The sequence below is a fragment of the Hoyosella altamirensis genome, assembly GCF_014191505.1.
GTDB classification, from domain to species: Bacteria; Actinomycetota; Actinomycetes; order Mycobacteriales; family Mycobacteriaceae; genus Hoyosella; species Hoyosella altamirensis.
This window is the reverse complement of the sequence record NZ_JACHWS010000002.1, coordinates 633,349-657,506: the sequence shown is the minus strand read 5'-3', so window position 1 is coordinate 657,506 and position 24,158 is coordinate 633,349. Positions and strand designations below refer to the sequence as shown.

At 62.1% G+C, this 24,158-nt stretch carries 25 protein-coding genes; 8 read left to right on the top strand and 17 right to left on the bottom strand.

The genetic code is table 11. The features are described 5' to 3' along the window. Positions 1-38 precede the first annotated feature (38 nt). The 7 genes from FHU29_RS11875 to FHU29_RS11845 form a co-directional block, all read right to left on the bottom strand. Positions 39-344, bottom strand: a complete 306-nt coding sequence (locus tag FHU29_RS11875) for a Rieske (2Fe-2S) protein (protein WP_064442413.1) — start codon at positions 342-344, stop codon at positions 39-41. Then, the gene (gene nirB, locus FHU29_RS11870; RefSeq protein ID WP_064442414.1) at positions 341-2,821 is read right to left on the bottom strand and encodes a nitrite reductase large subunit NirB; all 2,481 of its coding nucleotides are present in this window, start codon (positions 2,819-2,821) and stop codon (positions 341-343) included. Before nirB ends, FHU29_RS11875 begins: the two co-directional genes overlap by 4 nt. After that, entirely contained in the window at positions 2,818-3,165 is a 348-nt protein-coding gene (locus FHU29_RS11865) for a hypothetical protein (RefSeq protein ID WP_064442415.1), read from the bottom strand. Before FHU29_RS11865 ends, nirB begins: the two co-directional genes overlap by 4 nt. A gap of 123 nt (positions 3,166-3,288) precedes the next feature. Continuing rightward, positions 3,289-4,044 carry a decaprenylphospho-beta-D-erythro-pentofuranosid-2-ulose 2-reductase gene (gene dprE2, locus FHU29_RS11860; RefSeq protein WP_064442416.1) on the bottom strand — a complete coding sequence of 252 codons (756 nt, stop codon included), beginning with the start codon at positions 4,042-4,044 and terminating at the stop codon, positions 3,289-3,291. Further along, a complete protein-coding gene (dprE1, locus tag FHU29_RS11855; protein ID WP_064442417.1) occupies positions 4,041-5,474 on the bottom strand; it encodes a decaprenylphosphoryl-beta-D-ribose oxidase in 1,434 nt (477 codons plus the stop codon). The genes dprE2 and dprE1 overlap by 4 nt, the downstream gene beginning before the upstream one ends. A gap of 52 nt (positions 5,475-5,526) precedes the next feature. Further along, the gene (locus FHU29_RS11850) at positions 5,527-6,084 is read right to left on the bottom strand and encodes a TetR/AcrR family transcriptional regulator (protein ID WP_064442418.1); all 558 of its coding nucleotides are present in this window, start codon (positions 6,082-6,084) and stop codon (positions 5,527-5,529) included. Then, positions 6,047-6,592, bottom strand: a complete 546-nt coding sequence (locus tag FHU29_RS11845; RefSeq protein ID WP_064442419.1) for an SRPBCC domain-containing protein — start codon at positions 6,590-6,592, stop codon at positions 6,047-6,049. Before FHU29_RS11845 ends, FHU29_RS11850 begins: the two co-directional genes overlap by 38 nt. A gap of 100 nt (positions 6,593-6,692) precedes the next feature. On the opposite strand from FHU29_RS11845, the gene FHU29_RS11840 reads away from it, so the two are divergent. Next, entirely contained in the window at positions 6,693-7,160 is a 468-nt protein-coding gene (locus FHU29_RS11840; RefSeq protein ID WP_074390936.1) for a GtrA family protein, read from the top strand. A gap of 11 nt (positions 7,161-7,171) precedes the next feature. Here FHU29_RS11840 and FHU29_RS11835 read toward each other — a convergent pair whose 3' ends face one another. The 5 genes from FHU29_RS11835 to FHU29_RS11815 all read right to left on the bottom strand — a co-directional run bounded on the left by FHU29_RS11835 (position 7,172) and on the right by FHU29_RS11815 (position 11,485). After that, positions 7,172-7,726: a Uma2 family endonuclease gene (locus FHU29_RS11835; protein WP_064442420.1), complete on the bottom strand. Its 555-nt coding sequence runs from the start codon at positions 7,724-7,726 to the stop codon at positions 7,172-7,174. A 73-nt stretch (positions 7,727-7,799) separates the two neighbouring features. Further along, positions 7,800-8,387, bottom strand: coding sequence for a dTDP-4-dehydrorhamnose 3,5-epimerase (rfbC, locus tag FHU29_RS11830; RefSeq protein ID WP_064442421.1), 588 nt, complete (start codon positions 8,385-8,387; stop codon positions 7,800-7,802). Then, positions 8,374-9,258 carry a glucose-1-phosphate thymidylyltransferase RfbA gene (rfbA, locus tag FHU29_RS11825; RefSeq protein WP_064442422.1) on the bottom strand — a complete coding sequence of 295 codons (885 nt, stop codon included), beginning with the start codon at positions 9,256-9,258 and terminating at the stop codon, positions 8,374-8,376. Before rfbA ends, rfbC begins: the two co-directional genes overlap by 14 nt. 62 nt (positions 9,259-9,320) lie before the next feature. Beyond that, positions 9,321-10,736 (bottom strand): alpha/beta-hydrolase family protein, encoded by a 1,416-nt coding sequence (locus FHU29_RS11820; RefSeq protein WP_183377546.1) that lies wholly within the window; start codon positions 10,734-10,736, stop codon positions 9,321-9,323. After that, the gene (locus tag FHU29_RS11815; RefSeq protein WP_064442423.1) at positions 10,727-11,485 is read right to left on the bottom strand and encodes a hypothetical protein; all 759 of its coding nucleotides are present in this window, start codon (positions 11,483-11,485) and stop codon (positions 10,727-10,729) included. Before FHU29_RS11815 ends, FHU29_RS11820 begins: the two co-directional genes overlap by 10 nt. Positions 11,486-11,539: 54 nt before the next feature. Between FHU29_RS11815 and FHU29_RS11810 the strand changes: the two genes are divergently transcribed. The 7 genes from FHU29_RS11810 (at position 11,540) to FHU29_RS11780 (ending at position 18,500) form a co-directional block, all read left to right on the top strand. Continuing rightward, positions 11,540-12,802, top strand: coding sequence for a sensor histidine kinase (locus FHU29_RS11810; protein ID WP_232323084.1), 1,263 nt, complete (start codon positions 11,540-11,542; stop codon positions 12,800-12,802). Between the two features lie 9 nt (positions 12,803-12,811). Then, complete coding sequence (locus FHU29_RS11805) at positions 12,812-13,477, top strand: response regulator (protein ID WP_064442425.1); 666 nt, start codon at positions 12,812-12,814, stop codon at positions 13,475-13,477. Positions 13,478-13,557: 80 nt separating this feature from the next. Next, positions 13,558-14,643, top strand: coding sequence for a FecCD family ABC transporter permease (locus FHU29_RS11800; RefSeq protein WP_232323085.1), 1,086 nt, complete (start codon positions 13,558-13,560; stop codon positions 14,641-14,643). Next, complete coding sequence (locus FHU29_RS11795; RefSeq protein WP_064442426.1) at positions 14,643-15,443, top strand: ABC transporter ATP-binding protein; 801 nt, start codon at positions 14,643-14,645, stop codon at positions 15,441-15,443. Before FHU29_RS11800 ends, FHU29_RS11795 begins: the two co-directional genes overlap by 1 nt. Continuing rightward, positions 15,440-16,435 carry an ABC transporter substrate-binding protein gene (locus FHU29_RS11790; RefSeq protein WP_232323086.1) on the top strand — a complete coding sequence of 332 codons (996 nt, stop codon included), beginning with the start codon at positions 15,440-15,442 and terminating at the stop codon, positions 16,433-16,435. The genes FHU29_RS11795 and FHU29_RS11790 overlap by 4 nt, the downstream gene beginning before the upstream one ends. A gap of 45 nt (positions 16,436-16,480) precedes the next feature. Continuing rightward, positions 16,481-17,479: a dTDP-glucose 4,6-dehydratase gene (gene rfbB / locus FHU29_RS11785; RefSeq protein ID WP_064442428.1), complete on the top strand. Its 999-nt coding sequence runs from the start codon at positions 16,481-16,483 to the stop codon at positions 17,477-17,479. Then, complete coding sequence (locus FHU29_RS11780) at positions 17,463-18,500, top strand: endonuclease/exonuclease/phosphatase family protein (protein WP_232323087.1); 1,038 nt, start codon at positions 17,463-17,465, stop codon at positions 18,498-18,500. Before rfbB ends, FHU29_RS11780 begins: the two co-directional genes overlap by 17 nt. 25 nt (positions 18,501-18,525) lie before the next feature. On the opposite strand, the gene FHU29_RS11775 is transcribed toward FHU29_RS11780, so the two are convergent. The 5 genes from FHU29_RS11775 to FHU29_RS11755 are packed head-to-tail and all read right to left on the bottom strand — an operon-like array spanning position 18,526 to position 23,993. After that, a complete protein-coding gene (locus tag FHU29_RS11775; protein WP_064442429.1) occupies positions 18,526-19,800 on the bottom strand; it encodes a lysine N(6)-hydroxylase/L-ornithine N(5)-oxygenase family protein in 1,275 nt (424 codons plus the stop codon). Positions 19,801-19,839: 39 nt separating this feature from the next. Beyond that, positions 19,840-20,490, bottom strand: a complete 651-nt coding sequence (locus tag FHU29_RS11770; RefSeq protein ID WP_064442430.1) for an isochorismatase family protein — start codon at positions 20,488-20,490, stop codon at positions 19,840-19,842. After that, a complete protein-coding gene (locus FHU29_RS11765; RefSeq protein ID WP_064442431.1) occupies positions 20,490-22,127 on the bottom strand; it encodes a (2,3-dihydroxybenzoyl)adenylate synthase in 1,638 nt (545 codons plus the stop codon). The genes FHU29_RS11770 and FHU29_RS11765 overlap by 1 nt, the downstream gene beginning before the upstream one ends. Further along, positions 22,102-22,860 (bottom strand): SDR family oxidoreductase, encoded by a 759-nt coding sequence (locus FHU29_RS11760; protein ID WP_064442432.1) that lies wholly within the window; start codon positions 22,858-22,860, stop codon positions 22,102-22,104. Before FHU29_RS11760 ends, FHU29_RS11765 begins: the two co-directional genes overlap by 26 nt. Further along, positions 22,857-23,993, bottom strand: coding sequence for an isochorismate synthase (locus tag FHU29_RS11755; RefSeq protein WP_064442433.1), 1,137 nt, complete (start codon positions 23,991-23,993; stop codon positions 22,857-22,859). The genes FHU29_RS11760 and FHU29_RS11755 overlap by 4 nt, the downstream gene beginning before the upstream one ends. Positions 23,994-24,158: the final 165 nt, after the last annotated feature.

Here is a 24,158-nt window from a genome sequence, read left to right as displayed (position 1 = left end):
CGGCGGGGTCTGCCGCGCGGGGCCGCCTTGGGCTCACCTCAGAGCCGAATGTGAATCTCTTCGTTCAGCAAGCGCGCGGCGTAGACCGGCACGGCTTCGACCTCCCCCGTAGTGCAAAGACCTGATTCGAAAGCGAACGCGTATTGGTGGAGCGGACACACCACGACATTCGAGTCGATCTGCCCGTCCGCGAGCGGGCCGCCTTTGTGTGGACACACGGCAGCGGTGGCCCGGAGTGATCCGTCCGGCAGCAGGAACACCGCGATCTGGTGCCCATCAACGACAAACGTGCGTCCTTCACCGGGCGTGAGGTCGCGGACATGACCGACAGTTACCCAGCTCATCGGACAGGTACCTGTGGTAGCGGCATCAACGGCAGCGCCGACGCGAACTGCGCGGGCGAACGCGGCTCAGCGCGCTCAAGCCAGGGGTCGCGGTAGCCCTCTACTGAATGCTGCAGGCGTGCGTCGAGTTCAGCGGCGATCCCCTCCGAATCATCGAGCAGCACCGATTTGAGGGTGTCGAGGCCGACTCGAGGAACGAAGTCATACGTGCGCTCCAGCCATTTGGCGTTCTCGCGGTAGTACTGAACGAATCGCCCGCACAGAAGTACGACCTCGTCCGGAGTTTCGACGGTCGTGAAGAGATCACCCTTACGGATGTGAGCTCCTGCCGCGCCACCTAGATAGATTTCCCAGCCGGAGCCGACTGCGACGACGCCGACGTCTTTGCACAACGCCTCACTACAATTTCGGGGACAGCCTGCCACAGCCATTTTCAGCTTCGCCGGCGCCTCGAGGCCTTGTAATCGAGTTTCCAGCTCAACGCCGAGGGCCGTTGAATCGCCGAGCCCGTACCGGCAGAAATCGCTGCCGACACACGTCTTCACGGTGCGCATCGACTTTCCGTAAGCGAAGCCGGAAGGCATCCCAAGATCTGCCCAGACGCTGGGGAGTTCTTCCTTCTTGATGCCGAGCAGATCGATCCGCTGGCCACCGGTCACTTTCACCATCGGTACGTTGTATTTGTCGGCAACGTCCGCAATTTTGCGCAATTGATCAGGGGTGGTGACGCCACCCTTCATCTGTGGAACGACGGAGAAAGTGCCGTCGCGCTGAATGTTCGCATGCACGCGGTCGTTGATGAAGAGCGCACCACGCTCGTCTGCCCAATCCGGTCCCCAGACGATTCGCAGCAGGGACGCCAGGGGCATCTTCGCGGTGGCGTCCTCCTTGCCATCAACGGCGAGATCGGCGAAGACCGCGGAAACCGCCCGCAGCCCACGATCGCGGATCTCACCGATGAGCTGTGGTTTCGTCAGCGGAATGCAGGGAACGTAGTAGTCGGCTGCCGGGTCGGGCTCGAGAGTTCCGCCTGCGGCGCACGCGACGATATCGCCCACGAGGTTTTTGCACGACCCGCAGCCCTTTCCGGCCCGGGTTTGCGCGATCACCTCGGAAAGGGACGCCGCTCCACGGTGGACGCAATCGACGATCGCGCCCTTGGTGACGCCGTTGCAGTTGCAAACCTGCGCGTCATCGGCAAGTTCCATGGCGCCGGTTGCTTCTCCGGGTCCGCCCAGGTCGAACAACATGGTGATGCGTTCCTGTGGCAGGGGCACCTTGTCATCGAATGCCTGGCTCAGGTACCCGATCTTGCTGACGTCTCCTAGCAGCATGGCCCCGATGAGTTTGCCGTCGCGGACGACGACACTTTTGTACACGCCAGTCGAAGGCTCGTAGAACTGGACGAACTCGTCATCGTCTCGCTCAGGGCCCTTCACGCCCATCGCTGCGACGTCGATGCCCGCGACCTTCAGCTTCGTGGTGATACGAGAGCCGTGATACGCGGCGTCGGGATTGGCGCCAGTGAGATGATCGGCGAGTGTGACGGCCTGCTCCCACACCGGTGCGACGAGACCGTAAACCTCGCCGCGGTGCTGCACGCATTCCCCAACCGCGTAGATGGCGCTTTCGTCTTCGCAGCGCATTTGGTCGTCGACCACGATTCCGCGCTCCACGATCACTCCACCAGCTCGCGCGAACTCGGTGTTGGGCCGGATACCAGCAGTGACGACGACCATGTCGGCGGGGAGAGCGGTCCCGTCGGCGAACCCAACGCCCGTGACGCCGCCTGCCGCGTCGCGGTGCACGGAGGTCGTACGCGCGCCGGTGTGGACACCGATCCCCAACTTTTCGATCTCCCTGCGCAGCACGTTTCCGCCGCGCTCGTCGAGTTGCTGGTTCATCAGGTAGGTGGGCGAATGCACCACATCGACGGTAAGTCCCTGGGTGCGCAGGCCGTACGCCGCTTCCAGCCCCAGTAACCCGCCACCGATGACTGCAGCGTGAGTCTTGTCGCGGGAATGCGCCATCTGCAGCATCCCATTGGTGTCCTCGATGTTCCTGAAACCGAAGACACCTTTCATCAGGTGGCCATCGGAGGCGCGGAGGCCGTCGATGTTCGGAAAGAAACTCGTCGAACCCGTCGCGATGATCAGGGTGTCGTAGCTGACCGTCCGTCCACTTTCGCATCGCACGTACTTGGCGAAGCGGTCGAGCCGGGTAGCACGATCACCTGCATAGAGGGTGACGCCGTTGTCCCGGTACCAGCTCATTGGATTAAGCAGCAGGTCATCATCGTCGATTGTGGCTTCACCGGCCAGAACGTGCGAGAGCATGATGCGGTTGTAGTTACCGTACGGCTCGTCGCCGATCATGGTGATGTCGAACTGCTCCTGGCCACCACGGTTGATGATCTCTTCGACTGTCCGCGCCCCAGCCATCCCGTTTCCGATGACGAGAAGGCGCCTCCGCGTCATATCAGTACCAGCCCGAAATCGATGACGACCTCGCCGGAGCATCCCTTCGGTGCGGCGACGTGCAGTTCCAGTCGGGTATCGGGGTCGACGTCCTCGACGACGCGGAGGGGAATGTTTACCGCGCCCTGCGCGGCCATGGGGAATATCCGCATCGTGGCCCCGTCTCGAACCAATGTGACGGTGACAAGGTTTGAGCCTGTGTGGCCGCCACGAAAGTAGAGCGGCTGCGCGAGGTGACCGGAGGGAACGGTGAACGCCATTGAATCGTCGATCAGCCGCGGCTTGTCGAGACCTTTTCCGCTGAACGGGAAGACGCCGTGCAGGAACTTTGGTGTGCTCAACATAAACCGAGCGTCTCGCGCCGCCGTGTCTGCTGCACTACCTGGGCGTTACGGGACCGTCAGGAAGTCCTCACAGGTGCTGGAAGAGCGTGGCCAGAAGGACTCTAGTGCGGGTGTGCTTCCGGATTAGATCGGGAGCTTTCGGAAGAGCGGTCGGGGCACGTGCCGTAGCGCGGACATGACGAAACGATACGGCGCAGGAGCCCACACGAGTTCTTTGCCCTTGCGCGACGCGTTGACTGCGATCCGTGCGACTTCGTCGGCAGTGATTGTCATGGGTGCTTCGTCCATACCGTCGGTCATCTTGGTGCGCACCATTCCAGGGCGCACCACGGTGACGCGAACACCGAACGGGCGCAGCGCTTCACCAAGCCCGAGGTAGAAACCGTCGAATCCGGCCTTGCTCGAACCGTAGACGAAATTCGACCGGCGGACCCGCTCCCCAGCGACTGACGACAGCGCGATTATCCGTCCGTAGCCCTGGGCTTTCAGTTTGTCGCCGATGAGCACGCCAGCAGAGACCGCGGCGGTGTAATTGACGGTTGCTAGCTCGACAGCTTTGACCTGGTCCTGCCACATTTCTTCGGCATCACCGAGTAGCCCGAACGCCACGACAGCGACGTCAATGTCATTACCGGAGAAGGCCTCGTCGATGGACTTTTCGTGGCTGGAAGCGTCGAGCGCATCGAAGTCGACCAGAACGACGGTGGCACCCGCGTGTCGCATGCGACTGGCCGCGGCCTCACGGCGATCTGAGGGCCGCGCTGCCAGCACGACGCGGACAGGCCCTGCCGCAAGGTACTGCTCAGCGATAGCGAGCGCGATGTCTGACGTACCGCCGAGCAGCAGTATGGACTTGGGATTGCCAACAGCATCGATCATAGGAGTTCCAGCCTTCTGGCGAGATCGGAGACAAAGACACCATTCGGATCCACGGAGCGGCGGACCTTGATCCACTCGTCAATCCGCGGATACATCGCATGGAAGGTTTCCGCAGTGGTACGCGAATCCTTGGCGAGGTAGAGACGACCACCCATTTCGAGAACACGACGATCCAGGTCCGTGACGAGTTCGTGGAGACCGGGCTTGATCGGGAAGTCGACGCAAATGTTCCACCCAGGCATGGGGAAGGACAGCGGCGCGTCATTGCCTGGACCGAATCTCTTGAACACGTTGAGGAACGAGTAGTGGCCGCTGTGCGCGATGTCGCGGATGATTGCCCGGAATTCATTGACCGCGCTTAGGGGAACAATGAATTGGTACTGGAGGAAGCCAGTTGTTCCGTAGGCGCGGTTCCACTCCCCGAAGAGGTCGAGCGGGTGATAGAACTGCGTGAGGTTTTGCACCTTGTTCCGGTACGTGCCGGACTTCTGGTACCAGACCTCACCGAGCATTCCGAAGGTGAACTTGTTGCCCATCCCGTTCGGGAACATGTCGGGCAGCGTCATCAATGTCGGCGCATCGAACTTCAGCGGGTCTTTTTGCAGCTTCTTCGGAAGCTCGTCCAATTTGGCGAGCGATCCTCGCGAGATCGCGGCCCGGCCCAGCTTGGGGCCCTTGGAGATCGCATCGAACCACCCCGAGGAGTAGTCGTACTGATCCTCACTGCCGTCGCTGTGCAGGGCGATCGTCTCATCCAGATTCCGCGTGCGGTCACCGTCGGCGATGAAGTAGGCGGTTTCCGTCGGCGTCATCTTGATGACTGCCCGCAAGATGATCCCGGTGAGCCCCTGACCGCCCACGGTGGCCCAGAACAGTTCGGAGTTCTTTCCGTGTGGCGTAAGGGTACGAACCTGGCCGTCGGCAGTGAGCAGATCCATGGACAACACGTGATTGCCGAAGCTCCCCGCGCTGTGATGGTTCTTGCCATGAATGTCAGACCCGATCGCCCCACCGATGGTGACCTGGCGGGTGCCAGGGAGGACCGGAACCCAAAGGCCGAACGGCAGGGCCGCCTTCATCAGCTGATCGAGGTTGACGCCCGCATCAACGTCCACGAGCTGGGTGTCCGCGTCGATCGAATGAATCTTGTTGATCGGATTCATGTCGATGACGAGGCCACCGGCGTTTTGTGCGGGGTCGCCGTAGGATCGGCCCAGCCCCCGCGCGATGATTCCCCGCTGGAGGTAAGAGGGCTTGCTTTCGGCCTTTTCGCTGGCCATGCGCACGGCCTTTGCGATGAGCTCAACGTCGGGCGTCGAAAGCACCTGAGCTGTGGTCGGCGCGGTACGTGCCCAGCCCATTAGCGTCTTTGTGTGAGTGGGCAGTTCCGGGCTGAACCCCGGAGCGCCTGATTTGGCAGTCGTTGACATCGAGGTAGAGGTTACTCGCCCGCTCTGAGACCTGGCGGTGGACAGGCCGAACTCACTCAGTCCGTAGGGAATTAGTGAAGGCCCGGATGCCCCTTTCCCAGGTGCGGTCAAGTTCTGAACCTGGAGGGTAGCGGTTGTCGATCTCGAGGATCGACATCCCGTGTGCGAAAGACCACAGTGCTTGTGCATCGTAAGGGTCGCCCGTGACCAGGAAAAAGGGCGATCCGGCCCACTCTTCCAGCCCGTCCGGAAGGTCCGCTCTCGGCATCTCACCTGAGGTCGCGAGCCGGTACATGCTGGGGCTATCGCGTGCCAGCTGGCGATAGGCTTGCAGGAGCGCCGCGATCGAGTGTTCTTCCGCGATCGCGGCGAATAGTCGCTGACCGGTTTCAGCAAGTCCATCGCTGATCAGTGCGGCGCGCAGCGCCTCTCTGCCGCGGAAGTGCTTGTACAGCGACGGGGCTTTGATGCCCAGCTCCGCCGCAAGAACTCGCATGGTCACGTACTCCCAGCCGTGAGCCTCGAGGAGGCGCCGCGCGCAATTGGTGATTTCACGAGCGCGTGCGGAAAGTTCAGGGAGTTGGGGCCGCAGCGGCAACTCGGGCGTCACGCTCCTCCTCGGCCTTCTTCTTGAGTGCCTGATTCATTGCGTCGAAGCCGTCTTCGACGTCGAGCGCACTTCCAGCAAAAGGAACAAGTGCTCCGCGGAAGTCTTCACCCTGGATGAAACGTACCCTGCCGGGGCTGATCTCTTCGATAAGGAAATAGTGCTCACCCTTGATGATCCCGGGCAGGAGGAACTGGCCGATCCAGCGGAGTTCTGAACCCGGATCGGCGACGACGATCGTGGGTGCGAATTCCATTTCGGTTTCGCCGTTGCGCAGCGTGTTGTGCAGTTGTGCGCCGACTTCGGCTGCGCCAGAGGAGTGGATGATGAACGGATTCCACTCGCTGTACGCGTCAAAGTCCGTGAGTATCTCCCACACGGCATCGGGGTCAGCGTTGATGTCCACTGATGTGTGAATGGAGGGTTTGGTGATTGCTGTCCAGGCGTAGCTGCCGATTCCGGCAAGAAGTACTACCCCGAGAGCGATGAGCGGATATTTGGCGAACTTCACGACAGCCTCCTTGGCTAACACTGTTAGCTATATTGTGGGCTAACGGTGTTAGCTCGCGCAAGTGCCGGGAATCTTGCCAAAGGCACGCTAGGCTCGCTTCGTGGCAACAGCGTCCGAAGAACACCACGAACTGCCCCTCCCCGTTGAGCTGCCGCTCGACGAATACACCAGCACCGCCGATGTCAGCCTGAAGACACAGATGATCCGCTTCGGCGTGACGGGCGGGCTTTCTGCGATTGTGGACTTCGGTTCCCTGCTTGCATTTCTTGGCCTCGGGCTTCCGTTCTGGCTGGCGAAATCGATCAGCTTCATCCTCGGCACCACAACCGCCTACATGATCAACCGGCGGTGGACCTTCAAAGCGCCCCACAGCAACGCGCGATTCATGGCGGTCATCGCGCTCTACGGTGTCACCTTCGCTCTTCAAGTGGGCATCTCGACCGCGCTGTACCATTACTTCCCCGAAGACGCGCTGTGGCGGGTCCCGGTGGCGTTCGTGATTGCGCAAGGGACGGCGACAGTCATTAACTTCATCGTTCAGCGCGCAGTGATCTTCAAGATCTCCTGACGCGTGCACAGTCAGCGGGCGTCAGCGAGCCCGTCAAGTTGGAGCGTCAGAGCGAACGGTTCCGCCGTCGTGAAACTGCCGGAGACAGCAGGAGCCTCCTGGTAACCAAAGTCTCCAGCGAGGTGCAGGGCCGTCAAAGTGGCGGGCTCATCAAGATCGACTATCCTGTAGTGCGGGATTCCGGCCTCGGCGTATTCGGAACGTTTCGTGACGGTATCGGTGCGCCGCGACCCAGGCGAGACGATCTCGATGGCAATCACGACCTCCGCTGCGGCTACACGTTTGTCAGGGCCGTCGGACCGCGTCACAACAACATCGGGTACCCGAACGGTCGCTGGGAACTCCGCTTCGACGACGATCTCGAAGTCGAGCAGCGCTTCGAAGCCTAAAGGGAGTTGGGAGTCCAACTGCTTCCAGATTCGTGCCGCTGCTCGTTGGTGCCTACGCTGCGGTTTTGGGCTTACGATAAGCACACCTTCCTGGAGTTCGATGCGGGCACTGTTGTCCTCAGGAAGTGCGTCCCACTCTTCCAGGGACAGCAGTCGCGCCGAATGTGCGCTCGTCATGTCGGCCTCCAGGCGTGGTGTGCTCTGTTCTGAGAGTAATCCCGGATAGCCTCGCTGACCGCGTCCAACACTCCTAACCGCGGAACGTCGGGAGAATCCCCTGCTCCTGAGCCTCTTTCAGGGTCGGCGCCGCAGCATCCTTGTCAGACAGAATCGGGTCTAGCCGCCGTCCCGTGTGTCCGATATGCGGCCACTCGATTCCGATATCGCGGTCGAGTGGGTTGATCCCGTGTTCCGCTTTCGGGTTGTACCCGCTGGTGCAAAGGTAAAGGACCGTCGCTTTCTCATCGAGTGCGTAAAAGGCGTGTCCCAGCCCTACGTCGATGAAGACCGCCCGCTTCGCTGTGTCATCAAGCAAGACGCTGTCCCACTGCCCAAACGTCGGTGAGCCGACACGGACATCCACGACAACGTCGAGTATCGCGCCGCGCACGCACGTGACGTACTTCGCCTGGCCTGGCGGTACGTCAGCGAAATGAATACCACGCAGCGCACCTTCGCCTGATACAGACCAGTTCGCCTGCTCCAGTTCAAAGCGCTGACCGGTCGTGCTTGTGAAGGTTTCCTGTTTGAACCATTCGAGAAAGACGCCACGGTCATCGGAGAATTGGCGAGGGGTGACTTCCCAGGACCCGGGAATTCTCAGTTCACGAAATTCCATCGTCTTTTTCGCTTTCCAGCAGTTCGAGGAGGTAGCTTCCGTACCCCGATTTCCTTAGCAAATGCCCGTGGCGCTCGAGAGCCTCGTCATCGATGAAGCCGCACCGCCATGCGACCTCTTCAGGCGCACTGATTTTCATGCCTTGCCGGTGCTCGATTGTGCGCACGAAATTGCACGCCTCGAGGAACGAGTCGAACGTTCCAGTATCCAGCCATGCGGTGCCACGGCCGAGTTTCTCCACGGAAAGCCTACCTGCGTTGAGGTATGCGAGGTTGATGTCGGTGATCTCGTATTCACCGCGCTGAGAAGGCTCCAAACCTTGCGCGATCGATACAACATCATTGTCATAGAAGTACAAGCCTGGTACCGCATAATGCGATTTGGGTTTCGCTGGCTTTTCTTCCAGAGATATCGCCCGCCCGTCGGCACCGAACTCGATCACCCCATATGCGGACGGGTCCGACACCCGGTAGCCGAAGACGAAACCTCCATCGAGTCCGTGGAACCGCTTCAGACTCGTTCCGGTTCCCGGGCCGTAGAAGATGTTGTCGCCAAGAATGAGTGCGACAGCACCTGTGCCTATGTGCGCCGCACCGAGGGTGAACGCTTGCGCCAGCCCGCGTGGTTCGGACTGGACCGCATACGTCAGGCTGATTCCGAATTGTGAGCCGTCACCGAGCAGACGCTGAAACTGCCCTTGTTCGTGTGGGGTAGTGATCACAAGAACATCCGAAATTCCCGCCATCATCAACGTGCAGAGCGGGTAATAGATCATCGGCTTGTCATAGACCGGCAGCAGTTGCTTGCTGATGCCAAGCGTGATCGGATGCAGGCGCGAACCTGTGCCGCCCGCCAGGATTATTCCCCGCATAAGGCAATCGTGTCAGGTTCCGGGCCCGAATCAAGCACCGCGAATCGGTAGCGGTCCCGAAATTAATAGCGTTCAGGTCCGCAGTCCGGCAAAAGGTCACCCTGCTCGGCGCCGTAGCGGTGGCCAAAGCCGGGGCCAGCGGCAAGCGAATTCGCCAGATCAGCGCTCACTTGGAGGTACGACACAACTGGTAGCCAGACGTCGAGGCGTTCTGTCGGCCATACAGCGAGGCGCGGTTCCCAGACAGCAACGGGATCGCTGGGGTTCTCGACTACAACGGTTCGCGTGGTCGTGCGGTCCACGGCGGGCGGCGCTCCGGCCCAAAGGACACCACAGGGCTCCAGGCCAGCGTGATCCAGTGCGGTCAGTGCGGCTGCGCCAGCGATCGACCCCATGCTGAGGCCGTAAAGGTACAGGCGGGGACGTTCCGCGCGTGGCATCTCCTGAAGACGCGCCGCGACCTCGGAGGTGAGGATTGCTGCGGCTTCCTCCGCTTCCACCCGGCCGAATAGGTAATTGATCCAGCTCGGACTTGTCGAATAGGCCATGGCCGCGGTCGCCACGTCATCGCCGAATCGATCTTCGATCGCCCTGGCCGCAGCCGGGTCAATCCAGCCGCTGCCAGTGGGGAAAGCGACGACTAAATGCGACTTCGTCAGCCCCCCAGTCCTTTCAAGCTCGTGCACCACTAGGGCGGCGCGCTCCTGGATGGAGTCTGCCGCGGACATGCCGGCATAAACACGTACCGCACCACTCGATGCCCCGGCGGCTCCCGAGCCCAGCACGAAACGCTGACCGTAACTTCCCAGTTCCTCCCAGGAGACCCGGGAATCCGAACTGCCCGAAACCCACGGGGTATTAGCAAGTTGGCCGGGCATATCCAGGCTGACTGGCTGAACAGCCCGAGTGGCCATGGAACCTCCCGCGGGCAGCGCGACGAGGTACACGACAGCGCCGACAACGACGGCGATCCCCACGAGCTTCATCGGTGAGCGGGAGGCTCGCGCGATGAGGCGGACACCAAGCATGGCCAGCGCGATCATGGCTCCGGCTAGGCCGGCGAACACCGCCCAGTAGGTTGCCCCGATCTCCGGCATCCGCATTTCGCTCCTGAGCGCGTTCTGCCACTCTGAATTGCGCCAGAGCGCGTACGCCGCAACCACCACTCCCAGTCCCGCGGCCACCACCCGAAACGCAGCGGGCACCGTCACCCCCCGGTAGCGCAGTACCCAGGAAACACCGCAGTGAAGGGCGAGCGCCACAAGCACGAAGAGGCCGGTGACGAAGGCCTGCATCGCTGCCGCTCGGGGCAGTAATCCTGGCGTGAGGGACAGTGCGACCGCGATCCCGCTCGTGGAGAGCAGGCCGGTGCGCAACATGAACCAGTCACGAATTGGCCAGGCGAAGGTGCCCAGCGAGATCTTCTCAGCAGGGTACGAGACGGCGGGCGTCATGTGTCGAAGCTGGGCTACAGCCATGGCGTCCATCCTTCTCTGAGAGGATTCACGGGGGCACCGGGGTGACCCCGGGTTTCTTTCGCACGAATGTCAGGGATGGACGGAGAAGTTTCAGGGTTTTTCCTGAAGCCGCGAAGCCTGGAGAAGCCCACAGCGGCGACGACGATGGCGATCACGATACCCGCGAGCTGGAGGGTGAGAAGCGGTTCGTGTCTGGGGACACTATTGGCCTGGCGCAGCGAATTTGCACGGACCACTGTAGTTGCCGTGGTCGCTGCGGCGCCGCAGAGCCACGCTGGCCTATCTGTGGTCTGCCTCTCGCACGATTCCTCCAGCCGGGCAGCGAATTGTTCGTCTATTGCCTGACGTGCTTCACTGCCGAGTGCGTCGCCAGTGCTCGACGCGTACCGCAACAAGTCGTAGCCGAGGTCGTGCTCCCGGCAGGGATCGGTGAACTCGGCGGGCAGCGGAACTGGTGACGAGCAGTCACCCTCGATGTTCATCCAGATGCCGTCACGCAGCTGGGGTGTATATCCAATTACCTCAGGGAAGTCGGACGGCCACCAGCCGTACTGCGAGTAGGGCGAGGTGAAGGCTGTGATCGCTCGCATGGAAGTACCGGGACTGTTGTGCTGAGGCAGCGTGGAAACCGAATTTGCGGTGATCGCGGCGTCAACCGGAGTGACGGCGGCGAGCGCCAGTGCGGTGAGAATAGCGACCCCAGTCGCGTATCTTATTCGTCGTCGACGAAGCGTCACTGAGCTGTTCATAGGGCGGAACGGTATGGATCGCGGCTGCCGGCTCACATCACCTTCGGGACTGAAATGGCTCGTCAGTCTGCGTGGGGAGAACGTCACCGCCTAGTACTGAGGTATGGGGCTGCGATCGCTCCGCAGAGCGAGGCGCGGGGGCTCGTGCCTGCGTACGGTAATGGCATGGGCCTTGCGTCGAGGGTGCGTGCGAACGTGACGGTGTGGATCGACGCGTCCCTGGCGGTCGTGAGCGTGATCCTGTTCGTGGTCGCGTGGTCGACTCTGCAGCTGACGCACGATGTGTCGCTCGCGACGCAGCCGGTGGTCGCTGCGACTACTGCGGCGCCCTTGTTGGCGGCACGCCGGAAACCGGTGCTCGGATTCGGTGCGGCTGCTGGATGGGCGGTCATCGTCAACATGCAGATCGAGACGCTGCCCGGATGGCATATTCCCTGGCAAGTGGTGCACGTGATCGTGCTGATGTTGCTGGCTGGGGCGGTGGCTCTGCAGTGCCGGATATGGGTCAGCGTGGTCGTCTGGGCGGTGACGGTTGCTGTCTTCGACCTGACTGACGGCGCCGATGGGCTTCCTCTAGGCGTGACCGCACTGATGGTCGTGGGTGTGCTTCTCCGCAGCCTGGTGCTGTCGCGGCTGCAGCTTTCTGATCAAGAGCGACTGCGGGATGAGGAGCGTGAACGCCGCATCATCCTGGAAGAGCGTGCCCGTATTGCGCGTGAACTCCATGACGTTGTCGCGCACCAGATGTCGCTCGTGGTGGTGCAAGCGGAGACGGCACCGTTCCGTTTGAAGAATGTTCCTGGCGAGGTGCGCGACGAATTTACATCGATAGCGGGAACAGCGAGGGGCGCTTTGCTCGAAGTGCGCGGTCTGCTTGGTGTGCTCCGTGCTGAGGATGCGGTGGTGCAGCGCGCGCCGCAACCGGGGGCGCAGCAACTCCCTGAACTCCTTGCGAGCACGAAAAGGGCGGGCGTGCCGCTGAACTGGTCATTCAGCGGTGAGGTGCCGGAGAATCTGAGCGCGCTGACCGGGATGAGCCTCTACCGCATCGTGCAGGAGGCGCTGGCTAACGCTTCCAGGCATGCGCCCAGAGCTCCGGTCCGCGTCCAGATTTCCTACACCGACGCCGCGGTGGAGGCAGTGATCACGAACAAGCTGCTGCAGCCGCTGTCCGGCGTACCGGGCAACGGGATTGCGGGAATGAACGAGCGGGCCGTCAGCGCTGGCGGCACCCTTCAAGCAGGCCCTACCCCCAAAGGGGGCTTTGAGGTTCGCGCTGAGCTGCCCATCACCTTCGCGCGACCCCGGCCGGCATAGGGTGGACACGTGACCATCAGGTTGTTCATCGCCGACGATCAAGCGATGGTGCGTCAAGGCTTCGGTGCGCTGCTCGCTTCGCAGGACGACATGATCGTGGTTGGTGATGCCGCGAATGGTGCCGACGCGGTGGAAGCTGTGAGGCGCCTCGAGCCTGAGGTGGTGCTGATGGACGTGCGTATGCCGGTGATGGATGGGCTGGAGGCGACACGGCAGATCTTGACCTCAGGGATGGCCCGCGACCACGTCAAAGTGCTGATGCTGACGACATTTGACATCGATGACTATGTTTACGAGGCGCTCGCCGCCGGTGCGAGCGGCTTCCTCCTGAAAGATGCCACTGCCGAGGAGCTGGTTCGGGCAGTGCGTATTGTCGCGAGCGGTGATGCGCTGCTAGCACCCTCGGTGACGCGTCGCCTCATCGCCGAGGTCACGAAACGGCGTGCAGCGCCGAAGCGTCGTAAGTCGTTGCTCATGGAGTTGACGCCGCGTGAACGTGAGGTGCTTGAACTCGTTGCGCACGGCATGAGTAACGCCGAGATCGCGGATGCGCTGGTGGTTGCGGAGCAGACCGTGAAAAGCCATGTCAGCAATGTGCTGTCGAAATTGCAGCTGCGCGACCGTGCTCAGGCGGTTGTGGCCGCTTACGAATCGGGACTGGTGACGCCCGGGTAGGTGGTCCGATTGGCGCATTCACCGACAAGGTACTAAGAATGATTACTGTTTTCATCTAGTCCTCGAGTTGGTGAGTTTGAGTGCCCAGTCCGACCGTTGAAGCTCGCACCGTGGCTCGGCCTCCTGGCCGCGCTACGGCGCTCCTCTGTGGGCTTATCGGAGTCGGAATCGCTGCGGTTTTGCTGGTCTCAGCAAGCACTGGTCCTCTCCAGACGTCCTTCGTCGATGCCCTGAAAATCGTCGTGGGCCACCTACTGCCGAACATGCCGTGGATGGCTGACGGATCGCTGACGCTGGCCCAGGATCAGGCAGTGTGGAACTTCCGGGTGCCTCGGACGATCCTCGCTGGCGTCGCCGGGGCATCACTTGCACTAGCTGGCGCAATCATGCAGGTCACAGTGCGCAACCCCCTAGCTGAGCCCTACATACTCGGTGTGTCCGCCGGAGCGGGCGTCGGCGCGGTACTTGCAATTGTGTTCGGGTCGACCGCATTGGCGGGGGTGCCACTGAGCATCGCCGCGTTCCTGGGCGCCACGGTGGCTACGGTGCTTGTCTATTTGCTAGCTCAGCAGCGCGGGGTTATAGCTCCAGCCAGGCTGATCCTCGCTGGTGTCGCCCTTGGTGCGCTGCTCTCCGCCATCACGAACTTCCTGACCATCACAACCGAAGCGCAGAACGTCTTCAGTGTGCTGTTCTTCCTGCTCGGCAGTGTTTCGGCCGCGACCTACTCTCAAATCGCATTCCCGGCGGTGTGCTTAGCCGCCGTCGCGGTGCTGGTGATGCTGCAGTCGCGTTCCCTCAATGCCATGCTTACGGGGGATGAGGCGGCGACCGCGCTGGGCGTCAACGTAGGCCTCATGCGGAAGCTGCTCCTCCTCGCCGCGGCGCTCCTGACGGGAGCGACAGTCGCCGTTGCCGGCGGGATTGGCTTCGTCGGGCTTGTGATACCCCACGTTGCGCGGATCCTCGTCGGTGCGGATCACCGGAGGATGCTGCCCGTAACAGTGCTGGGCGGCGCGCTCTTCCTGATGCTCGCTGACCTGCTTTCCCGAACGCTCGCGCAGCCGACGGAGATTCCACTGGGGATTCTCACTGCCGTCGTTGGGGCACCGTTCTTCCTCTGGCTGATGCGGCGCGCTAGCGCGGTCCGCGGGGGAGTGAGCTGATGGACATACGTTTCGACCAGGTGGACGTCGCCCTGCGTGGCACCCAGATCGTGCGGGACGTCACACTCGTCGTGCCAGATGGGACCTTCACGGGCTTGCTCGGACCTAATGGCAGCGGCAAATCGACCTTGCTGAGGACGCTCTACCGCATACACAAACCCACCGGGGGGTCGATCTTCCTCGGTGACCACGACATTCGTGAACTCACCGCCAAGCAGACCGCGCGAACCGTGGCTGTAATGACTCAGGAAACATCGCAGGACTTTGCTTTGACCGCGCTTGACATCGCGCTGCTGGGGCGCGTCCCACATCAGCGTGGCTTCGGCGGCGACTCCGATCGAGACCTCACCCTGGCCTACGAGATGCTCAGCTCGGTGGGAGCGAAGCACCTCGCCAACCGGATGTTCGCCGACCTGTCGGGCGGCGAGAAACAGCGAGTTCTTCTCGCGCGTGCGCTCGTGCAGGAGGCTCCGATACTGGTTCTCGACGAGCCGACCAACCACCTGGACATCGGCTTCCAGCTCGAACTGATGGCGATGGTGCGTGAACGTGGGCTGACCACGATCGCTGCTCTCCACGACCTCAACCTCGCTGCGGCATTTTGTGACTCGGTGGTTGTTCTGAACGAGGGGACGGTGGCTGCCCAGGGAAGCCCCGAGGATGTCCTGCTGCCGGATCTTCTGCGCGATGTCTTCCGGGTTGCTGCGCACACTCTCACGCACCCGGCAGATGGCCGCAGCGTCATCGCGTTCAGCGCGCAGGAAAGCCCGATATCGACCAACACCCGAGGAGCACGATGAGGATGCGGCAAGCGAGCTATTGGATAGCTACCGCTGCAGCGGGACTGCTGACACTGACCGCCTGTGGTCAGTCAGTGAGCCCGGTTGCGAGCGACGAAGAAGCGCACGAGAGGCGCACCGTTGAGAGTTGTGGGCAGCCCGTCACCCTCGACGGTGACCCACAGAGAATCGTCTCGATGATGCCGGGTACCACGGATCTGCTTGTCCGGCTCGGCGTGGCCGATCGCATCGTCGGTGAGGCGCAGGGCAAGGGTGCTGCCCTGAACTCAGAACTCGACGGCGAGGCCGTCGTGATTCTCAGTGAGGACTCGCCCCCATCGCGAGAAGTGCTGCTGAATGTCGAGCCGGATCTAGTGGTATCGCCAACCAGCTACGAATTCACCGCGGAACAGGGCTTCGCGAGCATCGACCAGCTCGGCGATGCGGGAGCGGGAGTCTATATCGCGGCGGCGGGCTGCTTTGACCGCAGAAAGACCGCTGAAGTGTCGGACCTGGTCATCGACATCGAGAACCTTTCGGCACTACTTGGCGTAGATGCACAGGGGAGCGAGCTGGCCAGCTCCGTTGAGGAGGAGATCAGCGCAATCGAGTCGGCTGTCGCGGAGCGCGAGAACCCGTCGGTAGCTCAGCTGTACATCGAAGGCACAACCATTTCTGCCATCGGTGCCGGGCTCGAATACGACATCATCCGTACAGCGGGCGGAGACAATGTCTTCGATCCAGCTGATCCTGAGTTCTCTGACTTCATTGCAGCGGTGATCTCCCCCGAAACACTCATCGCACGGGACCCTCAGGTCATCGTCATCTCAGTGATGAATGACGCTCATGAGCGGGCCGTTCGCGACTTCCTCACTAGCAGGTTCGGTGACGTCAGTGCAGTTCGTGAGGACAGAATCGTCGCAGTCAGCAGTGACGCGGTGATGCCGGGAACTTGGGGCAACATCGAAGTGTTGCGACAGCTTGCGCATGCGTTTCACCCCGGCGTGTTCTGAGTGGTTCGCTAGGTTGTAGGGGACCCCTACCGAAAGTGTGGTGCTGTGCGACTCCTCGTCACCGGCGGCGCCGGGTTCATCGGTGCTAACTTCGTGCACCTGACCGTGCGCGATCACCCTGATGTTCAGGTGACCGTCCTCGACAAGCTCACATATGCGGGACATAAGGAGTCGCTCGCGCCGGTCGGGGACCATATCGAGTTTGTGCACGGGGACGTTGCTGACTTTCCGCTGGTAGATCGTCTCGTTGCGCAGGCTGACGTGGTCGTGCACTTCGCCGCTGAATCGCACAACGACAACTCGCTGCGCGGTCCCGAGCCGTTCATCAACACGAATATCGTCGGAACATTTACGTTGCTCGAAGCGGTCCGGTCGCATGGCGTGCGCCTGCATCACATATCGACCGACGAAGTGTTCGGTGATCTGGAGCTCGATGACCCGCAGCGGTTCAGTGAGGTGACGGCGTATAACCCGTCAAGCCCCTACTCGGCGTCTAAAGCCTCGGCAGACCTACTGGTCCGCGCCTGGGTGCGCTCCTTCGGGGTCCACGCCACGATTTCGAATTGTTCGAATAACTATGGCCCTTACCAGCATGTCGAGAAGTTCATCCCCCGGCAGATCACCAACATCCTGACCGGGGTCCGGCCGAAACTGTACGGCGAGGGCCTGAACGTGCGTGACTGGATTCATGTTGACGACCACAACCGCGCGGTGTGGACCATTCTGGATAAGGGCACTGCGGGCGAGACGTACTTGATTGGCGCGGACGGGGAGGAGTCGAACCGCGATGTTCTTGCGCTCATCCTCGAACTGATGGGCTGCGGCGCGGACGACTTCGACCACGTGGCGGACCGGCCGGGCCACGACTTGCGTTATGCGATCAACTCGTCGAAGTTGCGTTCTGAGCTTGGGTGGAAGCCAGAGTTTCGCGATTTCCGTGACGGACTGGCTGCCACGATCGATTGGTACCGGCTCAACGAGGCCTGGTGGCGCCCATTCAAGGACGCCACCGAGCGAGCTTACGACCGTGGCTCGCAGCGCTGAGATCACCACCGTGACGCGGCGGCCGATGAGAAGCCGCTGGCGCGCGCTTCGGTGGCTGGTGGACCTCAGCGCAGCGGCCGGGATCGCCGTGAGTGGCTTCGCGATCATTCTGTTCAGTACCGACGTGCAACGTGACAGGGCGGTCGCCTTGGCCTCTTTCACCCCGTTGCTCTTGATCACGGCGTTCATTGCTCTTGTGATCGCGATTGCGGGCAAGCGCTGGGTGCTGGCCACGATCGCAGCCCTGGTTTCGGTTGCTGGGGCAGCAGTGATCGGTCCGCTTTTCGTCGCGTCCGGAGCGAGCGGGGCTGGCGCGCATTCGTGCGCAATCAACCTGCGCGTTATGCAAGCCAACCTCCTGTTCGGCACTGCGGATCTGGATGCGCTTGTGCAGACGGCGAAGGAACGCGATGCCGACATTCTCACTGTGCAGGAGCTAACGGAGGAAGCTGGCGCGGGCCTGGAACGGGCAGGTATCGACGAACTGCTGCCTTACCAGCTGCTCCGTCCGAGCCCGGGCGGGGGAGGCGCCGCTATTTACAGCCGATTGCCCCTTGAGAACGGTCGCTCACTGGACGGCTTTCTGCCCACGAACTTGACTGCGGAAATCGAAATCGGATCGCGTCAGCCACTTGTGCTGTACGCGGTACATCCGGTGCCGCCATTTCCGCGAGCGGCGCGCTGGCATGCTGAATACGAAACGCTCGCAGCAGAACTGGAGGCCGCCACGGCACACGAGTTTGTGCTGGTGAGCGGAGATTTCAATGCGACTTACTTTCACAAAAAGTATCGTGATCTGCTGGCGCTCGGCTATGAGGACGCTGCCGCCTCGTTGGGTGCAGGGCTGATGAGCACTTACCCCGCTGACAAGTGGTACCCGGCATTGGTTGGGATCGACCGCATCGTCACAAAGGGTGCGACCGCCACTTCACTGTCCCGTGTGAAGATTCCCGGATCCGATCACCACGGCCTCGTCGCTGACGTATGTGTGCCACCTCGCGCCCACGCAGACTCAGGGTAAACGGGACAGACTCACTGTTCGTTTCCTACGCCGATGTCTCGTTTCTTGTGAAGCTCGGCGCCCGGGTCAAGGACTGGAGGATTTCGCCGGCTCGAACTGCAACGTTGGATAACAGCGACGAACTGATGCCGTGGGTGTGTTCCACTCCGCCCTGCAAGTAGATTCCGGCGCGAATCCCTGGGCTGGTGCTGAGGCGATAGTCCCGTGTGACAGCAGGCGGTTGCGCCACGAGTGTCCCGAATAGCGGTTGTAGGGGAGCCGGGGTGAAACCGGTCGCGAAAACCACGGCATCGCAGGTGAGCTCGTCATCGAGGCCGTCAAGATCGGAGCGGATGGTGACGTCAACTCCGTCGGGTCGCTCCTGCACGCGAGTTAGCTGGGAGGCTCGGCGCATGAACAGTCGCCGCTGGCCACTGACCCGTTCGCGATACTCCGCCGCGTACAGTTTGGCAATGAGATCAGGGTCCACGACGGAGTAGTTCACACCGCGGTGGAGGTCGAGCAGGCGCCGCCGGACTGCGGCGGGTGCGTGATGGAATTCGTCGACAACGGCGGGGTCGAAGATGCGGTTGGCGTACGGGCTGTCGTCGGCGGGGCTGTAGCCAAAACGCGAAAAGACGCTATGCACCTCGGCGCTCGGGTGGTGAGTGTGCAGGTAATCCACGATTTCGGCGGCGCTCTGGCCAGCGCCTACGACGACGAACCGCTGATGCACAGGTGGGGGCATCTCTGCGATCCGGTGGAGGAACTGGTGGTTGTGGAAGCACCGCCGCGATGTCTGGATACCTTCGGGCAGTCGCTCACGGAGGCCAACCGCGGCAACAACGTGACGTGCAACCACAGACTTGCCTTCCGTGTCGACTCTGAGCGTGTCCGCCTGGCCGTTCGCGTCGTAAATCGGTGTCACGCTGGTGACCGTGGTGCCGTAGCGGACGTCGGCGCAAACCCGGTCAGCGGCCCACTCGAGGTAGGCGTGGAACTCCTTTCTCGAGGGGAAGAACGTCTGGTGGTTGACGAAGTCGACGAGCCGGTCCTGATCGTGCAGGTACGAGAAGAAGGTGTATCGGCTGCGGGGATTGCGGAACGTCGCGAGATCCTTGGGAAAAGCGACCTGCATGGAAGTTCCATCGAGCAGCATGCCCCGGTGCCAGCCGAAGCGTTCCTGCCGTTCGAAAAAAACGGCGCGCAGTGGTTGGCTCGCAGTCTCGTTGTACTCCTCGATCGCGATGGCCAGCGCCAGGTTGGAGGGGCCGAAACCGATTCCGGCGATGTCGATTTCAGTAGAATCCTGGTCGCTCATGAAGTTCCTCTCGCTGAAGCGGGATGGGTGGGCAGGGGGCTAGACGCGCGCCGCGCCTAATGCTGCGTCCACGTCGGAGGTGGGCAGGACGACGGCGCATCGGGCGGCGGCGTAGGCAAGTGCTTCGTTGTGTTCGCGCGCGGAGAAGTCCGCGACCGCATCAGACACGAGAAAAATCTGCACGTCCTGCATGAAGCCGTCGAGGGCGGTTGTGAGGCATCCGATGTGGGCGTAGACGCCTGTAATCACTAATTGGTCGCGGCCCCACTCCCGCATCAGGTCACGGAGGTTCGTCCGAATGAAGGCGCTGTAGCGCCACTTGGTCAGCAGAGTGTCATCAGGATCGGGAGCGAGATCATCGATAATGGATGTTTCACGTGGATCATCGCTGAGCCCAGGCCCCCAGAAGTCGGCAAGCAGCGCCCTATCCGTCGGGTGCTGGTCGCCGGGCTGCGCGGTATAGACGACGGGTACTCGCAGATCCTTCGCCTGCTTTCTGATCCGCTGAATGTTCGGGACAACCGTTGCGAGGGGCTCCGCATTGCGCTCGAACGCGCGAATGAAGTACTCCTGCATGTCATGAAGCAAGAGCACCGTGCGCCGCGGATCGATGGTCCACGTCGCGACGTTCGACGGCTGCTCATAGGGCAAGGCGTACGAGATCGACTTAGGCAAAGAGCTCTGGGCCATCAGGATTTCACTTTCTCCCAGCTGCGAGTTAGGGCGCGGCGAAGTTCAGCGCGGCTGATCTTCCCGACACTGGTGACCGGGAATTCAGGCACGACCTGTACGAGGTCAGGCACCTTGTAACCGGCAAGTCCGCGGCCGCGCAGGAATGATTTGAGTGCGATCGGGCTTGGTGGTTCGCCGTCTGCGACCACGAACGCGCAAGTGCGTTCTCCCAGGTAGGCGTCAGGAATGGAGACGATCGCGGCGTCGAGCACGTTGGGATGCGCGACGAGGTGGTTCTCAACTTTTTCGGCGGCGATCTTTTCGCCACCCCGGTTGATCTGGTCTTTGCTCCGTCCCTCGACAACGATGTAGCCGTCTTCGGTAAGGCGCACAATGTCACCGGTGCGGTAGAAGCCGTCCTCGGTGAACGCCGTCTTATTGTGCTCGGCGGCGTTGTAGTAGCCGCGAATCGTATAGGGACCGCGGGTCAGGAGATGGCCCACCTCACCGGTGCGGACATCGCAACCGGCGTCGTCGACGACCCGAACCTCGTCATCCGGGCTGATCGGGCAGCCCTGTGTCGTGACAATGACGTCTTCGGGGTCGTCAAGCCGCGTGTAGTTCACGAGGCCTTCCGCCATCCCGAATACCTGCTGCAGCGTACAACCCAATTCTGGTGTGACCCGGCGCGCTGCTTCTTCGGTGAACTTCGCACCACCAACCTGCAATACCTCGAGTGACGACAGATCGGCGCTGCTGTTCTTGCGCGCTGCGAGCCACGTGAGTGCGAGCGGCGGCACGAGCGAGGTCATTGTGATGCGGTGGCGCTCGATCATCGAGAAGGCGGTGGAAGGACTCGGATCTGGTGCGAGCACCACAGTGCCACCCGCATGCAGCACGCCGAGAAATCCAGGTGAACTCATCGGGAAGTTGTGTGCGGCGGGCAGGACTACAAGCATCCGTGTCGCGCTGCTGACGCCACAGATGGCGGCTGATTCCCGCACCGAGTACAGATAATCGGCGTGTGTTCGCGGTATCAGTTTGGGTGTGCCGGTAGTGCCGCCCGACAATTGCAGGAACGCGACCGTTTCCGCGTCGACGTGTGTGACATCTGACGGCCCAGCGGCCCGAAGGCCGGAAAGCGCGAGGAAGTCGCCTGCGTCCCCAGCAACGACGACGTGCAGCGTGGACGGCAGGGTCCGGGCAATCTCGCGATAGTCGAATCCGCCATACTGATCAGCGATCACATATGCCTTTGTCTCCGCGAATTCGCAAAAGAAGCCGATCTCAGCGCTGCGGTGTGCGGGCAGCGCGAACACGGGAAGCGCACCGAGCCGGAACAGCGCGAACACGACCTCCATGAACTCCACGATGTTGGGGAGTTGAACGACCACACGGTCGCCGGTACGGATACCTAGCCGAGCGAATCCCCCGGCGATCCGCTCGGCCGACGTGGTGAGTTCCAGGTAGGTCAGGGCCCGTTCGGTGCCTGTGGCGTCCCGTCCAATGACTGCGATGTGGTCGGCGAAGCGGTCCGCACGGCGCGGCAGGAATTCCTGGAATGTTTCGTTCGTCCAGTACCCGGCGGCGCGGTATCGCGCGGCGAATTCGGCTGGAAACGGGATGTGATCAGGCACGAAGGGTCGCACCCCCATCTACGTAAAGGGTCTGCATGGTGATGTGGCGTGCGCGTTCCGACAGCAGAAAGTCGACCGCATCAGCGATGTCGCTGGGTTCCGCGATGCGGCCCAGCGGAATGCCCACTTTGAATGAGTCAGGGTCGCCGCTGAGCACCGTGCGCAGGCCGGTTTCCTCATCGCGCCAGAGCGATCGCTGCATCGCCGTGTCTGTGGAGCCCGGTGCCACCACATTCGCGCGGATCCCGAAGGGTGCAAGTTCGAGGCCGAGAACCCGGACAATCATGGAGACAGCAGCTTTGGAAGCGCCGTACGCGCCCATTCCTGCTCGCGGAACTCCCGCTGCGTTCGAGCCGACGACGACAATCGCGCCGTGCTGCCGTTTACGCATGATTGCGCCAGCCGTGCGTAGCACGTTCACGGTGCCATGGACATTGACGTCGAAAACCTGCTGCCAGGCCGCCGGGCCCGTGTCGAGAATCGAGCCAGTGACAAGAACCCCGGCGACATGCGCGAGGTGGGTGATCGGCCCGTGGCCGACTTCGATAGTGCTGATCACGCGTTCTACTTCTGCGGTGTCCCGAACGTCGAGCACATACGCAGGCTGGCCACCGATTAGGTGCGACGTTTCGTGGAGTGCCGCTTCGTCGACGTCAGTGAGGACGACGGTGCGGCCGGCTTTCGCGAGCGTGAGGGCGGTGGCGCGTCCGATGCCACTTCCGGCGCCGGTAACGAGGGTCAGCTCCGTCACTGTTCCACCCCGAATGCGCCGAAAATGGTGCGCAGCTTGCTGGTTGTTTCGTCGAGCTCTTCGTGCGGGTCAGAGTCGGCGACAATTCCGCCTCCCGCATAGGCAGTGAGGGTGACACCGTCGCTCGCGAGGGTTGCGCACCGGATGGTCACCATCCATTCGCCGTCTCCGGCAGCGTCGGTCCAGCCGAGCGCGCCTGCGTAGAAACCGCGGTCCCCCTCGGTTTCGCGAATGAATGCTTGCGCAGCCATCGTTGGTGTGCCGCAGACGGCCGGGGTTGGGTGCAGCGCGAGAGCCAGGTCAAGTGCGGTCGTTGAGGCGCTTCGGAGTTGACCCCGAATGGGTGTGCCAAGGTGCCAGAGTTCCCGCGTGCTGGTGAGCGTGGGCTGACGCGGGATGCTGAGTTCGCGGCACAACGGGGTCAGGGTCGCGCGGATCTGGTCTACGACGAATGCGTGTTCAGCGAGGTCTTTGCTGGAAGCCCGCAAATTGGCGGCGTGCGCGCGGTCGAGCTCAGCGTCACGGTCACGCGGCGCCGATCCGGCGAGCGGGTGGCAGGTGATCGTCGTGCCGCTGCGCGATATCAGCACCTCGGGGCTGGCGCCAACGAGATGGCAGCCCTGCCACGGTCCTCCAGCGGCGCTGAGATTGATCGCGAATCCATTGCGATTCGGGTCGCTGTGCACCAGCCGGGCGAGAAGAGCGGAGGAATCGACGGGTGAGGTGGCACGAAGCTCCACCGCGCGTGCAAGTACCACCTTCTGCAGTGTGGTGCTGCCCAGTTCTCTGACGGCAGCATGAACGCGTTTGAGGTGGGTGTCGGGCGAGGGAGCGAAGCCGGTGACGGAGAGTCGCGGCAGCGCAACTTCTCTGGGGTCTAGCGGGGTGTTGTAGCGGAGCAGGTCGTGCGGCGCGGTGAGCGCGGCGGGGCGCTCGGGGTCGAAAGGCAGTGCTCCAGCTATGGCTGATACTTCCCCCGACCGCAGCGCGTGAGCTGCCGCATTGGCACAGTCGAACGTGGCTGCTGTGCCCATCGCGATCACGGTTCCATGCGGCCTGGACAGCACGAAGGGCGCGGGTTCGAGACACCCGTGGAGGTCGCGGGCTGGTTGTGAAATCACCTGTGCCTGCATGCCGCAGTTTCCTCCCGATTGCTGAACGTGATGGGCGCCGCGGGGAAGAACCCCGCGCCAATCGAGAACATATATGGTTAGCCTAACCTTTTGGGGGATACCCCCAGGTGGGCGTCCGATTAGCCCGCTTCGACCAGCTCTCGGTCGATAAATAGCCCCCGAAAT

What these genes read in the sequence shown, in the direction of transcription:
- FHU29_RS11875 (WP_064442413.1), bottom strand. Translation starts at nt 344, where the DNA reads ATGAGCTGGGTAACTGTCGGTCATGTCCGCGACCTCACGCCCGGTGAA.
- nirB (WP_064442414.1), bottom strand. Translation starts at nt 2,821, where the DNA reads ATGACGCGGAGGCGCCTTCTCGTCATCGGAAACGGGATGGCTGGGGCG.
- FHU29_RS11865 (WP_064442415.1), bottom strand. Translation starts at nt 3,165, where the DNA reads ATGTTGAGCACACCAAAGTTCCTGCACGGCGTCTTCCCGTTCAGCGGA.
- dprE2 (WP_064442416.1), bottom strand. Translation starts at nt 4,044, where the DNA reads ATGATCGATGCTGTTGGCAATCCCAAGTCCATACTGCTGCTCGGCGGT.
- dprE1 (WP_064442417.1), bottom strand. Translation starts at nt 5,474, where the DNA reads ATGTCAACGACTGCCAAATCAGGCGCTCCGGGGTTCAGCCCGGAACTG.
- FHU29_RS11835 (WP_064442420.1), bottom strand. Translation starts at nt 7,726, where the DNA reads ATGACGAGCGCACATTCGGCGCGACTGCTGTCCCTGGAAGAGTGGGAC.
- rfbC (WP_064442421.1), bottom strand. Translation starts at nt 8,387, where the DNA reads ATGGAATTTCGTGAACTGAGAATTCCCGGGTCCTGGGAAGTCACCCCT.
- rfbA (WP_064442422.1), bottom strand. Translation starts at nt 9,258, where the DNA reads ATGCGGGGAATAATCCTGGCGGGCGGCACAGGTTCGCGCCTGCATCCG.
- FHU29_RS11820 (WP_183377546.1), bottom strand. Translation starts at nt 10,736, where the DNA reads ATGGCTGTAGCCCAGCTTCGACACATGACGCCCGCCGTCTCGTACCCT.
- FHU29_RS11815 (WP_064442423.1), bottom strand. Translation starts at nt 11,485, where the DNA reads ATGAACAGCTCAGTGACGCTTCGTCGACGACGAATAAGATACGCGACT.
- FHU29_RS11810 (WP_232323084.1), top strand. Translation starts at nt 11,540, where the DNA reads ATGGCTCGTCAGTCTGCGTGGGGAGAACGTCACCGCCTAGTACTGAGG.
- FHU29_RS11795 (WP_064442426.1), top strand. Translation starts at nt 14,643, where the DNA reads ATGGACATACGTTTCGACCAGGTGGACGTCGCCCTGCGTGGCACCCAG.
- FHU29_RS11790 (WP_232323086.1), top strand. Translation starts at nt 15,440, where the DNA reads ATGAGGATGCGGCAAGCGAGCTATTGGATAGCTACCGCTGCAGCGGGA.
- FHU29_RS11775 (WP_064442429.1), bottom strand. Translation starts at nt 19,800, where the DNA reads ATGAGCGACCAGGATTCTACTGAAATCGACATCGCCGGAATCGGTTTC.
- FHU29_RS11770 (WP_064442430.1), bottom strand. Translation starts at nt 20,490, where the DNA reads ATGGCCCAGAGCTCTTTGCCTAAGTCGATCTCGTACGCCTTGCCCTAT.
- FHU29_RS11765 (WP_064442431.1), bottom strand. Translation starts at nt 22,127, where the DNA reads ATGGGGGTGCGACCCTTCGTGCCTGATCACATCCCGTTTCCAGCCGAA.
- FHU29_RS11755 (WP_064442433.1), bottom strand. Translation starts at nt 23,993, where the DNA reads ATGCAGGCACAGGTGATTTCACAACCAGCCCGCGACCTCCACGGGTGT.